We start from the raw sequence: 13708 nt of genomic DNA on the forward strand, positions 1-13708 counted from the left end.
GCGCCGGATCGGGTGCCGCCGCCAGTCGGTCACCCGAGCAGGCCACGCCGGTGCGCCAGGGACACCGCCTCGGCGCGGCTGCCCGCTCCCAGCTTCGCCATGACCCGCGACAGGTGCACGCTCGCGGTCTTCTCGCTGATGAACAACCGCTCGCCGACCTGGCGGTTGGTCAGCCCGTCCGCGACCAGTTCCAGCACAGCCCGTTCCCGCGGGGTCCGCACGTCGGTGGCGGGCGCGGCGGTCAGCCTGCCGCGCCGGGCCAGGTCCGCCACCGCCGACTCCAACGGCCGCGCACCCAGCTCGCCCGCGGCGTCCCGCACCAGCCGGACCTGCTCGGCCGCCGCGTCCCGCTCGCCGTGGGCCAGCAGCGCCGCGGCCCACCGCCATCGGGCGAGCAGCTGCCAGTACGGCAGGGGCGCGGCCTCCTCGACCGCGACCGCCCACGCGGCTGGCGCGTCCGCGCCGCGCAGGCGGTTCAGTTCCGCGGCGAGCCGCGCGGTCGGCGCGCGCGTGTCCGGGCTGCGTTCCTCCAGCCGGACCTGCATCGGCGACACCAGTTCGCCGCAGGCGGCCAGCAGCACGCCCTGGCCGACCAGCTCGTCGGTGTCCGCGCCGCGGCGCCGGGCCTGCTCGGCGAGGTCGGCCAGCGCGGACACGCCGGTGACGACCGCCCACCGCATGTCGGCCAGGCTGGAGCGGGTGAGCGTGCTCAGCCGGTCGGTCACGGTGCGGATCTCCGCCACGGCGGTCGCCGGATCGCCCCGCCACTGCGCGGCTTCGGCCAGCGCGATCCCGAGCAGCACACCGGCCCGGGCGTCGTCGCGCTGGCCGGCCAGCCGCGCGGCGAGGTCCTCGACCTCGGCGAACCGCCCCTGCGCGACGAGGATCGGCGCGGAGTACGCCCCGATCCGGGCCCGCGCGAACCGCGGCGCGCCCGGCACCTCCGCGCGGTCCAGCGCGGTGTCCCAGTCGCCGAGCACGTACAGGTCGAACAGCTCGGCGGTGCGCCCGTCGACACCGACATCGCTCCAGCCGAGCCCGGTCCGCTCCGCGCGCTGCCACACCCGCGCCGCCATCCGCGCCGCCCCGCGCAGATCCCCGCTCACCAGCAGGTTGCAGGTGACGTTGTGCAGCGCCCGCAGCTCGACCCGGACCGCACCGATCTCGGCGGCCCGCTCCGCGGCGGCCAGGCCCAGACGCGTGGACAGCTCGATGTTGCCCTGCCAGTCCTCGAACGCGGCGAGCGTGACCATCCCGTCGGCCTCGACCTCCGGCGCCCCGGCCGCCCGCGCGTCGGCGATGGCCTGCTGGACGTGATCACGCAGCTCGTCGACGTCCACGTCCGGCACGCCCCACACCCAGGCGCGGGCCCGCAGCGCGAGCACCCGCGCGCGGACGACGCTGGCCGGGCGGTCGCGCACCAGCTCCCACGCCTCGGCGACGGCCTTGGACACCTCGCCGCGGTGCACGTCGAACGGGATCAACGCGATCGCCAGCTGGTGCCGGGTGTCGGCGGCCAGCTCGGGATCGTCCCGCAGGTCCGCCTCGGCCACCGCGGACCGGGCGTAGGTGACGGCCCGCTCCACCTCACCGGCCGCGGACGCCATCGCGGCCGCCGACCGCAGCAGCGCCAGCTGGTCCCGTCCGCAGATCCGCTCCGGCCCGTCCACCGCCTCCCACAGCTGCATCGCCTGTTCGAGGTGGTGCAGCGCGTCGCCCGGCGCGTCCATCCCGGCCGCCTGGTCCGCGGCGCGCACGGACGCGGCGAGCGCGGTCGGCAGGTCGTGGCTGCGGAAGCTGTGGTGCGCCAGCGCGGCCGCGGTGCCGTTCTCCCCGGCCAGGCGGGCGAACGCGGCGTGCAGCCGTACCCGTTCCCCGGGCAGCAGGTCGTCGTAGACCGCTTCGCGCAGCAGCGCGTGCCGGAACGCGTACCCGTCCTCCGCGGCGACGAGGACGTTGTGCAGCACGGCCTCGCGCAACGCGCTCTCCAGCGTGTCCTCGTCCAGGCCGCACACCGTGCGCAGGCTGGCGTGCGCGACGAGCTGCGCCGCGCCGGAGACCGCGCGGACCACGCGCTGCGCCTCCGGGCTGAGCCGTTCGACGCGGGCCAGCAGCAGTTCGGCCAGCCCGTCCGGCAGGGTCGCGCCGCGGCGCACGGCGGCGGTCAGCTCCTCGCAGAAGAACGGGTTGCCCTCGGAGCGTTCGGCGACGGTGTGCACGGTGGTGTCCGGCAACGCGCCCTCGGCGAGCGCGGACACGAAGGCGACCGTGTCGGCGGCGCCGAGCGGGGCCAGTTCGATCCGGGCCACCGCGGGCAGCCGGGACACCTCGGCCAGCAGCGGGCGCAGCGGGTGACGGCGGTGCAGGTCGTCGGTGCGGTAGGTGGCCACCACCAGCAGCCGCTGGGTGTCCAGCCGGGACAGCAGGAACAACACGAGGTCGCGGGTGGAGGCGTCAGCCCAGTGCAGGTCCTCCAGCGCGAGCAGCACCGGGCCGCGGGCGGCGAGGTCCACCAGCACCGCGTGCACCGCGTCGAACAGCCGCAGCCGCTCCATGGTCTGGTCGGCCCGTTCCGGCGGGGTCAGGCCGGGCAGCAGGCGGCCGAGCACGGGCCACCGCTTCGCGGCCTCCCGCTGCGCGCCCAGCGCCTCGGCGAAGGGCAGGTACGGCAACCCGGCCTCGCCGACGTCGAGGCACCGGCCGGACAGCACCGTCACCCCGTCGGCGCCGGCGACCAGTTCGCCGAGCAGGCGGGACTTGCCGACCCCGGCGTCACCGGCCAGCAGGACCGCACCCGCCCGCCCCTCGCGGGCGCGGCGCAGCGCGGCACGCAGGGTGTCCAGCTCGGGTTCGCGGCCGATCAGCGGAATCCCGGTGGCGAGGCGAGGCACGCCTCATGATCCCACGGGCACTCTCAGCGCGCGGGCCGTTCGTCGGCGAGAGCGGCGACCGAGTCGGCCAGCCCGAACCGGTCGCGCACCCGGCACAGGAAGTCCGGTTCGTCGAGGCGGATCAGCCGCGCCCGCCGGCTCGCCGCCTGCACGGTGATCCAGTCGCCCGGCTCCAGCACGCCCCGCAGCTGCCCGTCGACGCTCACCGCGGCCTCCCCGGAGTGCTCCAGCACCCGGATGCCGACCCGCTGGTGCGGCGCCAGCACCACACTGCGGTTGAAGACCATGTGCGGCGCGACCGGGGTGAACACCAGCGCGTCCAGGCCGGGCGAGACGATCGGGCCACCCGCGGAGAAGCTGTAGGCGGTGGACCCGGTCGAGGACGCCACGACGAACGCGTCGGTCGAGTAGACGGCGAACTGCCGCCCGTCGACGTAGACCGCGAGGCTCGCCTGCCGGTCGCGGGCCAGTTTCTCCACCACGATGTCGTTGAGTCCCAGCACGTCGAGCTGGATGCCGTCGCCGTCGGACGGGGCCCGGCGGGTGGTCGGCGGCGGCAGCGCCGGGCCGCGCCCGTAGCGCAGCATGGGCTCGATGACCTTCGGGATGCTCAGCGGCCGGGACGCGCACATGGTCAGCGTCATCCGCGAGTCCTCCTGGAAGGCGCCGTCGTTCACGGCGTCCAGCGCGGCCACCACGTCCTCGGTGGCGACCTCGGTGAGGAACCCGACGCGGCCCACGTTCACACCGAGCACCAGCGACTCGACCGGCGCGGCGACCCGCACCCCGCGCAGGAAGGTGCCGTCCCCGCCGACGGTCACGATCAGGTCCGGGTTGCCCGCCCGCTCGGCCTCTTCCTTCGCGTGCCGCCGGTGGCCGTCGAAGTCGTCCCACACGTCGATGTCGGTGCACGGGATGCCACGGGCGGCCGCCCAGGCGCGGACCTCACCGGCGGTGCGCCGCGCGGCCTCCTTGCCGCCGTGCACGACCAGCCCGATCCGGGAAACGGAAGCCATGTCCCTCCTCGCGACCGGAGGCACTCGGAATCCGGCCTCCTCGGTACCCAAGCTAGTCCCGGCGCGTCAGGACGCGAGCGGCTCGGCGCCTTCGGGCACCGCCACGAGCGCCGGTTTGGGCAGTTCGGCGCAGCTCACCCGCAGTTCGGCCGGCCGCGGGGTCGCCCAGGTGCCCAGCATCAGGAAGGTGACGGACTCGCCAGGGCCGAGGTCGAGCGCGTCGGGCAGCCGCCGGGTGAGGGTGCGGTCGTAGCGGTCGCCGAAGTCGACCCGGACGCCGGTCGCGAGGACGGGGCCGGTGTTGGTGAGGCGGTACCACTGCTGCGGCTGGGCGTCGAGGCGGAACGCGGGCACCGGGCCGGCACCGCGCCGCGGCCGGGCCGACCGGCGGCCGAACCAGAACGCCGTCGCCACGGCCACGACCAGCACGGCCACCTCGATCATCAATCGCACAACGCAGTGATCGTCCGTTCGGGGCACCGCGCTACCCGCGGTGATCGAACCGTGATGTGACATCCCCGATCATCAACGTCCCGTCCACCACGCATTCGGGCAGCGGTCACCCGGCCTGCTTAGCGTGTGCGCGCCTTCTCCCCGAACCCCCGAAAAGGTGACGCATGTCCGACCTCTCCCCCACGCGCCGTCAAGTCCTGATCGCCGGTGGCGCCGCGCTCGGCGCGGCCGCCTTCTCCGGCTGGGGCACCGCCTCCGCCAGCCCCGTCCGCGACCCGTTCACCCTCGGCGTCGCCTCGGGCGACCCGCTGCCCGACGGCGTGGTGCTGTGGACCCGGCTCGCGCCCGAGCCACTGGCCGCGGACGGCCTCGGCGGGATGCCGTCGAAGGTCGTGCCCGTGCAGTGGCAGGTGGCCGCGGACGAGCGGTTCCGGCACGTGGTGCGCGCCGGCGCCGAGATCGCTCGGCCGGAGTCCGCGCACACCGTGCACGCCGAGGTGTCCGGCCTGCGGCCCGGCGCCGAGTACTTCTACCGCTTCCGCGTCGGCAACGAGATCAGCCCGGTGGGCCGCACCAAGACGGCATCACGGCCGGGCGCGCGGCTGGACAAGTTCTCGTTCGCGTTCGCCAGCTGCCAGAACTACCCGGACGGCTTCTACACCGCGCACGCCCACCTGGCGCAGGAGGACCTGGACCTGGTGGCGTTCCTCGGCGACTACATCTACGAGGGCAACGGCCAGGGCAGCATCGGCCGCGGCCACACCCCGGTGGCGGAGACGTTCACCCTGGCCGACTACCGCGTCCGGCTGGCCCAGTACAAGGGCGACGCGGACCTGCAGGCCGCGCACGCCGCGTTCCCGTGGGCGGTCGTGTTCGACGACCACGAGGTGGAGAACAACTGGGCCGGCGACATCTCCCAGCCGGACACCGAGCCCGATCAGGACCCGGCCGTGTTCCGGCAGCGGCGGGCGCAGGCGTTCCAGGCGTACTGGGAGCACATGCCGCTGCGCCGCGCCCAGCACCCGACCGGGCCGGACATCCGCATCTTCCGCCGTCTCACCTTCGGCGACCTGGTGGACGTGCACCTGCTGGACACCCGCCAGTACCGCGACGACCAGGTCGCCGGCGACGCGCGGCTGGACCCGTCGCGCACGATCCTGGGCGCACAGCAGAAGGAGTGGCTGCTGCGCAACCTGTCCGGCCCCACCGCGCGGTGGAACGTGCTGGCGCAGCAGGTGTTCTTCTCCCAGCGCGACTTCACCTCCGGCACGGCGGACTCGTTCAGCGACGACGCCTGGGACAACTACTACGTCGAACGGAACCTGGTGCGCTCGCGGCTGGCCCAGGCGAGCAACCCGGTGGTCATCACCGGCGACGTGCACGCGAACTACGTGGCCGACGTGAAGGCCGACTTCGAGGACCCGGCGTCGCCGACGGTGGCGACCGAGCTGGTGGGCACGTCGATCACCTCGGGCGGGGACGGGACCGACCAGAACCCCGGTGACCGCGTGCAGCTGGCGGAGAACCCGCACATCAAGTTCATCAACCGCAAGCGGGGCTACGTGCGCAACACGATCACGCGGGAGTCGTGGACCGCCGACTACCGGATCGTGGACTACGTGACCCGGCCGGGCTCGCCCGTCCGGACGCGGGCCAGCTTCGCCATCGAAGCCGGCCGCGCGGGGGCGCAGCAGGGCTGATCCGGGGTCCTCACCCGCCGGTCTCGCGCAGCCGGCGGGTGAGGAACTCCCGCTCGGCCGCGTTCTCCGTCCGCCCCAGGGCTTCCTCGTAGGCGCGCGCCGCTTCCTCCCGCCGGTCCAGCCGGCGCAGCAGATCCGCCCGGATCGCGTGGCACAGGTAGTACTCCGCCAGGTCGAGCTCCTCGACGAGGGCCAGCCCGGCCGCGGGACCGTCGACCTCGGCCACCGCGACCGCCCGGTGCAGCGCGGCCACCGGGGAGGGCGCGACCACCAGCAGCTGGTCGTACAGCGCGACGACCTGCCGCCAGTCGGTGTCCGCGGCGGTCGGCGCATCGCTGTGCACGGCGTTGATCGCGGCCTGGATCTGGTACGGCCCGGGCTGCCCGCGGCGCAGGCACCGCCGCACCAGCTGCTGCCCCTCGGCGATCAGCGCCCGGTCCCACCGGCTCCGGTCCTGGTCGGCCAGCAGCACCAGCTCGCCGCCCGGCCCGGTGCGGGCGGCGCGGCGCGACTCGGTAAGCAGCATCAACGCGAGCAGCCCCAGCACCTCGGGCTCGTCCGGCATCAGCCCGGCGAGCACCCGCGCCAGCCGGATCGCCTCGGCGCACAGGCCTTCGCGCCGGGCGGTGTAGCCCTCGTTGAACACCAGGTACAGCACCGCGAGCACGGCCCGCAGACGGTCCGGCAGGTCCGTCTCGTCCGGCACCCGGTACGGGATGCGCGCGGCGCGGATCTTGCCCTTCGCGCGCACGATCCGCTGCGCCATCGTCTTCTCCGGCACCAGGAACGCGCGCGCGATCTCAGCCGTCGTCAGGCCACCCAGCAACCGCAGGGTGAGCGCGACCCGCGCGGCCGGGGCGAGCGCCGGGTGGCAGCACGTGAAGATCAGCCGCAGCCGTTCGTCGGGCACGGCACCCTCCTCCACCGGCTCGTCGCGCGCGTGCAGCAGGGCCGCGTGGGCCTGCCGGTCGTCGCGGGTGGCCTCGCGCCGCAACCGGTCGATGGCGCGGTTGCGGGCGGTGGTGATGATCCAGCCCGCCGGGCTGGGCGGCACGCCCTCCTCCGGCCAGCGCTGGACCGCGGTGGTGAACGCGTCCTGGACCGCTTCTTCGGCGATGTCGATGTCCCCGAAAACGCGGACCAGGACGGCCACCGCGCGCCCGTACTCCGCGCGGAAGACGCGGGCGATCTCGCCGGTCAACCGCAGGACCCGTCGACCAGCGGCCGGACCTCGATGGGCAGTGTGGTCGCCGCCGTGAGCTTGCGGCCCCACTCCAGCGCCTCGTCCAGGTGGGCGGCCTGGATGACGGTGAACCCGCCGACGTGCTCCTTGCCCTCCAGGTACGGCCCGTCGGTGACGAGCACGTCGTCGCCCTGGGCGCGCACGACGGTCGCGGTGGACGGCGGGTGCAGGCCGGCGTTGAACACCCAGGCGCCCGCGGCCCGCAGCTCCTCCTGGAACGCCGCCACGTCCTCCATGATCGGCTCCAGGATCTCCGGCGCGGGCGGCTCGCCGTCGGGCTGGTAGATCGTGAGCAGGTAGTGCGTCATGGTCCCTCCTCGGGGTCGGTGTCACCCTCTACACGAACGGCGTCCCGGCGGATCGACACCCGGCCGAAAACACTTTGACGCACACCCGGTCCGGGGACGACAGTGGAGCGCACCGAAACTCCACGCGACGCCCGCCCGTTCCGGCGCGCCCGGCTCCACACCGCGCGCCCGGCCCGGTCGCCGAGGCGCGCGTGCGCGGGCCCGCTATCGAACGGGCCGCCCCCGGCCGGCGCGGACCGAAGCCGTGCCCGCCGGGGTGATCACCGGCGCCACCGCCTTCAGGGTCCGCAGGATCGGCGCGGTTTCCAGGTGCGTGATGGCGGGCAGCGCGAGCCGGGTCGTCAGGTAGCGGTGCAGCGCGGCGGTGTCCGCGCACAACGCGTTCGCCAGCAGGTTGGTCCGCCCGGTCGTGGCGGCGACGACGGCCAGTTCCGCGTGCCCGGCCAGTTCCGTCGCGACCGCGTCCAGGTGCGCCGGCGGCACGGACATCCACAGCAACGCCGAAGCCGTGATGCCGAGCAGCGCGTCGTCGATCTCGACGTCGAAGAACAACGCGCCGCGCGCGCGGAGGTCCTCGACCCGCCGCGCCACGGTCGATGCGGACCAGCCGGTCGCCGACGCCAGATCGGTGTAGCTGGCGCGGCCGTCCTGCGCGAGCGCGGCCAGCAGCGTCCAGTCCGCCTCCCCGAGATCGACCGGTTCGCCGGACGGCGCCGGACGGCTCAGTTCCCGTTGCTGCGCGGGTGTCAGCGCGTCGAGGTGACCACGCCACGCGGTGGGCCCGCCGAGGTAGGTGTGCAGCAGGTAGTGGGCCGAGACCGACGTGACGCTCGCGGCGCGCGGGATGTCGCGCAGCAGCAGGGAGTTCCCCGCGCCCGGTTCGGCCCGGACGATCGCGACGATCTCCGTCCCGCCCGAGGTGAGCCGCACCCACGCCGTGTCGGTCCGCCGCGCGAGGGCGTGCGCGATGTCGTGCGCCGTGCTGGGCGCCGCGGTGAGGCGGACGATCCACTGCTGCCGGCGCGTCCCGGCGGCGTCCGGGAGGCCGGTCACGCGCAGCCCGGCTTCGCGCGCCAGCCGCTGGTGGCGCCGCACCACGGTCTGCGTCGACGTGCCCAGCACGGCGGCGATCTTCGTGAACGGCGCCCGCGCGTCGAGGTGGAGGGCGTGGAGCAGCCCGCGGTCGAGGTCGTCCAGCGCGGTCATATGCCGCACTGTAGCCCTTGCTGCGGAAGAATCCGGCAGATCTGGCCGAGCGAATGGAATTGCGATCGGTGGCCTTCCACCCTGTCGGCGACCGATCCGAAGGGAAGTTCCATGCGTGACCGAGCGGCGGCCCTGACCGCCCTACTGACCGCCGAGGCGATGAACCTGCTGGACTCGACGATCGTCCAGGTCGCCGCGCCCGCCGTGCACCAGAGCCTGCCCGGGCCGGTGTCGGACATCCCGTGGTTCAGCGCCGCCTACACCCTGCCGTTCGCCGTGCTGCTGATCACCGGCGGGCGGCTGGGCGACCTGGCCGGGCGCCGCCGGGTGTTCCGCATCGGCGTGACCGCGTTCCTGCTCACCTCGCTGGCCTGCGCGCTCGCGCCGGCTTCGGCCGCGTTGATCGTGTTCCGCGCCGCGCAGGGCGCCGCGGCGGCCGTGATCATCCCGCAGACCATCGGGCTGATCCGCGCGATGTTCACCGGTGCCGCACTGTCCCGGGCGCTCGGCGCGATCGGCCCAGTGATGGGACTCGCGGCCGTGTGCGGGCCGGTGCTCGGCGGCGTGCTGACCGAGGCGTGGTCCTGGCGCTCGGCGTTCCTGGTGAACGTGCCGCTGTCCGCGCTCGTCCTGCTGCTGGCCCGGAACCTGCCCGAGGACCGCGCCCCGGGACGCCCGCGCCTCGACCTGCCGGGCACGGCACTCGCGATCGCCGGCACCGGGCTGCTGGTCTACCCGCTGGCCGAGATGTCCACTCCGGACTACCCGCTCCTGGCGGGCGGTGTCGCCGTGCTCGTCTTCTTCGTCCTGCACCAGCGTCGCACCCGGACGCCGCTGGTCGAGCCGTCGCTGTTCGCCGGCCGCCGGTTCCCCGCCGCGCTCGTCACGTCCGCGTTGTTCTTCACCGCGACCTCCGGTCTGACCCTGGTCGTGGTCCTGCACGAGCAACTCGACGCCGGGGCGGGCGTGCGGGCCGCCGGGCTGACGCTCGTGCCGTGGTCCGCCGGGCTCGGCGTGGCGTCCTGGATCGCGGGCTCGATCCTGGTGCCCCGCTTCGGAAACCGCGTGATGCCGGCCGGGATCGCCGTGCTGGTCGCGGGTCTGGTCACCGCGTGCGTGGTGACCGCTCACGGCGTGTTCCTCGGCGCGCTCGGGGTCATCGGGATCGGCGCCGGCTTGTTCAGCCCGGCGTTCTTCACCGCGGCGCTGCACGCGGTGCGCCCGGCGGAAGTCGGCTCCGCCGCCGGGCTGCTCAACGCGGTGCAGCAACTCGGCGCCACAGTGGGCGTCGCGCTGCTCGGCGGCGTGTTCTTCGGCGGCGGAACCGTGGCGGCGTACCGGATCGCGATCGTTGTGATGATCGGCGCCGCCGGTGGTTCCGCGCTGATGGCGGGAAATCGGCGCTCTCGGTTTTCCCGGGACCGGGGTTATCGTGTTTCGTGACCATTCCGCGATTCCGGCCGCGGACGTTGCGGTGGCGGGTCTTCCTGCTCGTCGCCGGGTTGCTCGTGCTGCTCACGACCACCTCGATCGTCGCCACCGCGGCCCGGGTCCACGTGAGCGACGCGGGTTCACGCGTGCGGGACACCCTGCGCCCGGCGCAGGCCGCGGTGGCCGCGCTCGGCAAGGGTTACGTGGACATGGAAACCGGCGAACGCGGTTTTCTGCTGACGCGTGATCCGCAATTCCTGCAACCCTACGATTCGGGGCGCGCGGCGGTCAGCGAAGCGGAGAACCACATCGCGCGGCTGCTGGCGGACGACGCGGAAACGATCACCCTCCTCCGCGAAGCCCGCGCCGCGGGCACCGCCTGGCGCACGCAGTCGGCCGAGCCCGCGATCGCACTGGCCCGGCGGGACGGCACGCTCGCGGACAACCAGCCGGGCAAGGCGTTGTTCGACACCCTGCGTGCCCGGCTGGCCGCGCTGCAGAACCGTGTCGACCAGCTGATCGAGGCCGAACTGGCGTCCTCGCGCCGCGTGAACGCCACCGCGAACGTGACCACCGGGGTGTGCGTGGGGCTCGCCCTCGTGCTGGGCCTGGCGAGCGTGTTCATCCTGCGCCGGTCGCTCGTGGCGCCGCTGAACCGGCTCGTCGCGCAGGTGCGGGAGGTCTCCGGCGGCGATCTGCACCGCACGGTCGAGGCGGCCGGGCCGGACGAGCTGACCGGGCTGGGCCCAGCGGTCGAGGCGATGCGGGTGCGGATCCTGTCGGAGAGCGAACAGGTGGCGGCGGCCGCGAACCGGATCGCCCGGCTGGAGGAGACCGACCGGATCGCCCACACGCTCGGTGAGACCGCGATCCGCCGGCTCTACGGCATCACGCTGGACCTGCAGTCGGCGGCCGCCCGGTTCCCGCGGTCCGGGCCGGTGATGGCGACCGCGATCAGCGGCATCGATCGGACCATCGCGGCGCTGCGGACCTCGGTGTACGGCACGGCGGCGCCCACCCGGTCGTCCCTGCGCGCCCAGGTCAGCGAGGTGGTCGGGGAGCTGGAGACGACCCACGGCCGCGTGCCGGAGCTGGTGCTCACCGGCGATCTGGACGTGGCGCCGCCGGAGGAGGTCGTCGCCGAGGTGACCCAGGTGCTGCGCGCCCTCCTGCGCGCCGCCGCGGTGCCGGGCGGCGGCGCGGAGGAGGTCGAGCTGGTGCTGTCCGGTCAAGCGATCCGGCTGCGGGTGGCGTGCGTGGTGCCGGACTCGCGGGTGGCCGGGGTGGAGCGGGCGGTGGCGGAGGCGTCCGGGGACGCGGTCGTGCGCCGGGAGGCGGGCCGCGTCACGGTCGAGTGGCGGCGTCCGTGGTGACGACCGGGTAGGCCGGTTCGCTCATGTCCGCGAGGGCGGTTTCGCGGTCCTCGGGGGTGAGGTGGTCGAGGTAGAGGCGGCCGTTCAGGTGGTCGGTCTCGTGCTGGAAGCAGCGGGCGAGCAGGTCGCGGCCGGGCACGGCGACGGGGTTGCCGGCGAGGTCGAACCCGCGGACGGTGACCTGGGCGGCGCGCCGGACGACGGCCCGGGCGCCGGGCACGGACAGGCAGCCCTCGGGGTGGGCGCCGGTGTCGTCGCCGGTGATCTCGACGACCGGGTTGACGACGTGGCCGACGTGCCACGGCTCGTCGTCGCCGCGCTGGTAGCTCTCCGGGCAGAGGTAGACGAACACGCGCAGCGGGACGCCGATCTGGTTGGCCGCGAGGCCCACGCCGCGGGCGGTGCGCATGCTGACGAACATGTCGGACACCAGCTGCGCCAGGTCGTCGCCGAATTCGGTGACGTCGGCGCAGGGGTGGTGCAGCACGGGGTTGCCGACGGCGGTGATCGGGCGGGATTCGCCGCGCGCGTAGTGGTGGGCCAGGTCGCCGCCGGTGGCGACGTCGTAGTGGACCGCGATCTCGGACATGGGACGAGTAAACCAACCGCGGGCGGGTATGACGGCGAGTGCCCAGTTCGACGTGGACCGGAGGCAGGCGAAGATGACCAAGGCTCGCGATATCATGACGCCCGATCCCGAGTGCGTGCGTACCAGCGACACCGTGCTGGACGCCGCGAAGCGGATGGCGGAGCTGCAGGTGGGGGCGATGCCCATCTGTGGTGAGGACAACCGGTTGAAGGGCATGCTGACCGACCGGGACATCGTGGTGAAGGTGCTGGCGGAGGGCAAGGACCCGCGCGCGGTGAACGCCGGTGAGCTGGCGCAGGGAGAGGCCGTCACGATCGGCGCGGACGACAGCGCGGAGGAAATCCTGCGCACGATGTCGCAGCACCAGGTGCGCCGGCTCCCGGTGATCGACGGCCACGACCTGGTGGGGATCGTGGCGCAGGCGGACGTGGCCCGCTCACTGGACGAACCCCAGATAGGCGACCTGCTGCAGGCCCTGTCGGCGGACTGACGTCCGCGCGGCCGGGGACTGCTTCGGGGCGGGGGCTGCTCGAGTCGTCGGGCGGCCCCCGCCCAGGCGCGGCGTCTGCCGCTGCGGGCGCGGCCGACCGCGCCCGCAGCGGCACTCCCAGCCATGCGGCCCAGCAGCACACTCCCAGCCACGCGGCCTCGCAGGCCACCACGCGCCACCACCACTCCCAGGCACGCGGCTCCGCGCACGTCGCAACCGCCACGCGCCACGACCCGTTGCGGCCACGCGGCCCAGTAGCGCGCCGCACCCCACGCACACCCCCGCACAGCCTCCCCCGGGCCGGGCGCGCCCGGCCGAGGCACCGCAAGCGAAACTCCCGCCGCGAGCACCATTTCCCGTCAGCGGCAACGGAATCATCGACCCCGCCGAACCGGCCCCAAGCGCCAGAACCCCTTGCTCCAGTCGGGTGATTCAACGCATTCGACCCGATAGGGTGGCGATTTCCCAGCCGCTGCGGGATTTTGTCGGTCCCCGAACCTAACCTGGTGCCATGAACTCCAACGCCCTCACCGCAGCCCGGTTCGGTCTCAAGTGGACATTCCTGCGGCGCGCCCTGCACACCGTGGCCCGGTCAGTCCGCGTCCTCCAGCCGGAACCCGACCTTCAGCCCGACCTGGAAGTGCCCGATAGCGCCGTTCTCGATGTGGCCGCGGATCTCGGTCACCTCGAACCAGTCCAGTCCCCGCAACGTCCGCGCCGCACGCTCGATCCCCCCACGGATGGCGGCGTCCAGACTCTCACTCGACGAGCCGACGATCTCGGTGACGCGATAGGTGTGCCCAGCCATGACAGGCCTCCTTGCCCTAGGCGAATACCGGCCCCGGAATTGTCACCCGCCACGCGCGGCCCCGCATCCGCGCGCGATCTCACCGCGCGCGGCTCCCACGAGCCCATCCCCCCACCTGAAGTGGCGCCACACAACCACTCACCCGCCAGCCCGCGAGACGCACAGAAACCACGCGTCCCCCACTGCCCGCCACCCCACAG

General features: G+C 74.0%; 12 protein-coding genes. 4 read left to right on the forward strand and 8 right to left on the reverse strand.

Annotation, left to right across the window (positions count from 1 at the left end):
* Positions 1-29: 29 nt before the first annotated feature.
* From D0D28_RS28600 to D0D28_RS28610, 3 genes are all read right to left on the reverse strand, one after another.
* A complete protein-coding gene (locus D0D28_RS28600) occupies positions 30-2891 on the reverse strand; it encodes a helix-turn-helix transcriptional regulator (RefSeq protein WP_116113960.1) in 2862 nt (953 codons plus the stop codon).
* A 23-nt stretch (positions 2892-2914) separates the two neighbouring features.
* A complete protein-coding gene (locus D0D28_RS28605; RefSeq protein ID WP_116113963.1) occupies positions 2915-3907 on the reverse strand; it encodes an NAD(+)/NADH kinase in 993 nt (330 codons plus the stop codon).
* Positions 3908-3973: 66 nt separating this feature from the next.
* Positions 3974-4351, reverse strand: coding sequence for a hypothetical protein (locus D0D28_RS28610; RefSeq protein ID WP_094004203.1), 378 nt, complete (start codon positions 4349-4351; stop codon positions 3974-3976).
* A 173-nt stretch (positions 4352-4524) separates the two neighbouring features.
* On the opposite strand from D0D28_RS28610, the gene D0D28_RS28615 reads away from it, so the two are divergent.
* On the forward strand, positions 4525-6060 hold the full coding sequence (locus D0D28_RS28615) for an alkaline phosphatase D family protein (RefSeq protein ID WP_116113964.1): 1536 nt from the start codon (positions 4525-4527) through the stop codon (positions 6058-6060).
* Positions 6061-6070: 10 nt separating this feature from the next.
* Here the strand turns inward: D0D28_RS28615 and D0D28_RS28620 are convergent, their stop codons facing one another.
* The 3 genes from D0D28_RS28620 to D0D28_RS28630 form a co-directional block, all read right to left on the reverse strand.
* Complete coding sequence (locus D0D28_RS28620) at positions 6071-7261, reverse strand: RNA polymerase sigma factor (RefSeq protein ID WP_116113967.1); 1191 nt, start codon at positions 7259-7261, stop codon at positions 6071-6073.
* Positions 7258-7611 (reverse strand): YciI family protein, encoded by a 354-nt coding sequence (locus tag D0D28_RS28625; protein WP_116113969.1) that lies wholly within the window; start codon positions 7609-7611, stop codon positions 7258-7260. Before D0D28_RS28625 ends, D0D28_RS28620 begins: the two co-directional genes overlap by 4 nt.
* Before the next feature lie 204 nt (positions 7612-7815).
* Positions 7816-8817 (reverse strand): Lrp/AsnC family transcriptional regulator, encoded by a 1002-nt coding sequence (locus tag D0D28_RS28630; protein WP_116113972.1) that lies wholly within the window; start codon positions 8815-8817, stop codon positions 7816-7818.
* Between the two features lie 111 nt (positions 8818-8928).
* On the opposite strand from D0D28_RS28630, the gene D0D28_RS28635 reads away from it, so the two are divergent.
* Complete coding sequence (locus D0D28_RS28635) at positions 8929-10260, forward strand: MFS transporter (RefSeq protein ID WP_116113975.1); 1332 nt, start codon at positions 8929-8931, stop codon at positions 10258-10260.
* A complete protein-coding gene (locus D0D28_RS28640; protein ID WP_240323391.1) occupies positions 10257-11621 on the forward strand; it encodes a CHASE3 domain-containing protein in 1365 nt (454 codons plus the stop codon). The genes D0D28_RS28635 and D0D28_RS28640 overlap by 4 nt, the downstream gene beginning before the upstream one ends.
* Here the strand turns inward: D0D28_RS28640 and def are convergent.
* Complete coding sequence (def, locus tag D0D28_RS28645) at positions 11593-12210, reverse strand: peptide deformylase (protein WP_116113977.1); 618 nt, start codon at positions 12208-12210, stop codon at positions 11593-11595. The genes D0D28_RS28640 and def overlap by 29 nt on opposite strands.
* A gap of 73 nt (positions 12211-12283) precedes the next feature.
* Between def and D0D28_RS28650 the strand changes: the two genes are divergently transcribed.
* Positions 12284-12700, forward strand: coding sequence for a CBS domain-containing protein (locus tag D0D28_RS28650; protein ID WP_094004262.1), 417 nt, complete (start codon positions 12284-12286; stop codon positions 12698-12700).
* Positions 12701-13292: 592 nt separating this feature from the next.
* Here the strand turns inward: D0D28_RS28650 and D0D28_RS28655 are convergent.
* Entirely contained in the window at positions 13293-13508 is a 216-nt protein-coding gene (locus tag D0D28_RS28655; protein ID WP_094004196.1) for a dodecin, read from the reverse strand.
* Positions 13509-13708 lie beyond the last annotated feature (200 nt).

The sequence above is a fragment of the Amycolatopsis ruanii genome, from assembly GCF_003385175.1.
Taxonomy (GTDB): Bacteria; Actinomycetota; Actinomycetes; order Mycobacteriales; family Pseudonocardiaceae; genus Amycolatopsis_E; species Amycolatopsis_E thermalba.

What these genes read in the sequence shown, in the direction of transcription:
- D0D28_RS28605 (WP_116113963.1), bottom strand. Translation starts at nt 3,907, where the DNA reads ATGGCTTCCGTTTCCCGGATCGGGCTGGTCGTGCACGGCGGCAAGGAG.
- D0D28_RS28610 (WP_094004203.1), bottom strand. Translation starts at nt 4,351, where the DNA reads ATGATCGAGGTGGCCGTGCTGGTCGTGGCCGTGGCGACGGCGTTCTGG.
- D0D28_RS28615 (WP_116113964.1), top strand. Translation starts at nt 4,525, where the DNA reads ATGTCCGACCTCTCCCCCACGCGCCGTCAAGTCCTGATCGCCGGTGGC.
- D0D28_RS28625 (WP_116113969.1), bottom strand. Translation starts at nt 7,611, where the DNA reads ATGACGCACTACCTGCTCACGATCTACCAGCCCGACGGCGAGCCGCCC.
- D0D28_RS28630 (WP_116113972.1), bottom strand. Translation starts at nt 8,817, where the DNA reads ATGACCGCGCTGGACGACCTCGACCGCGGGCTGCTCCACGCCCTCCAC.
- D0D28_RS28635 (WP_116113975.1), top strand. Translation starts at nt 8,929, where the DNA reads ATGCGTGACCGAGCGGCGGCCCTGACCGCCCTACTGACCGCCGAGGCG.
- def (WP_116113977.1), bottom strand. Translation starts at nt 12,210, where the DNA reads ATGTCCGAGATCGCGGTCCACTACGACGTCGCCACCGGCGGCGACCTG.
- D0D28_RS28650 (WP_094004262.1), top strand. Translation starts at nt 12,284, where the DNA reads ATGACCAAGGCTCGCGATATCATGACGCCCGATCCCGAGTGCGTGCGT.
- D0D28_RS28655 (WP_094004196.1), bottom strand. Translation starts at nt 13,508, where the DNA reads ATGGCTGGGCACACCTATCGCGTCACCGAGATCGTCGGCTCGTCGAGT.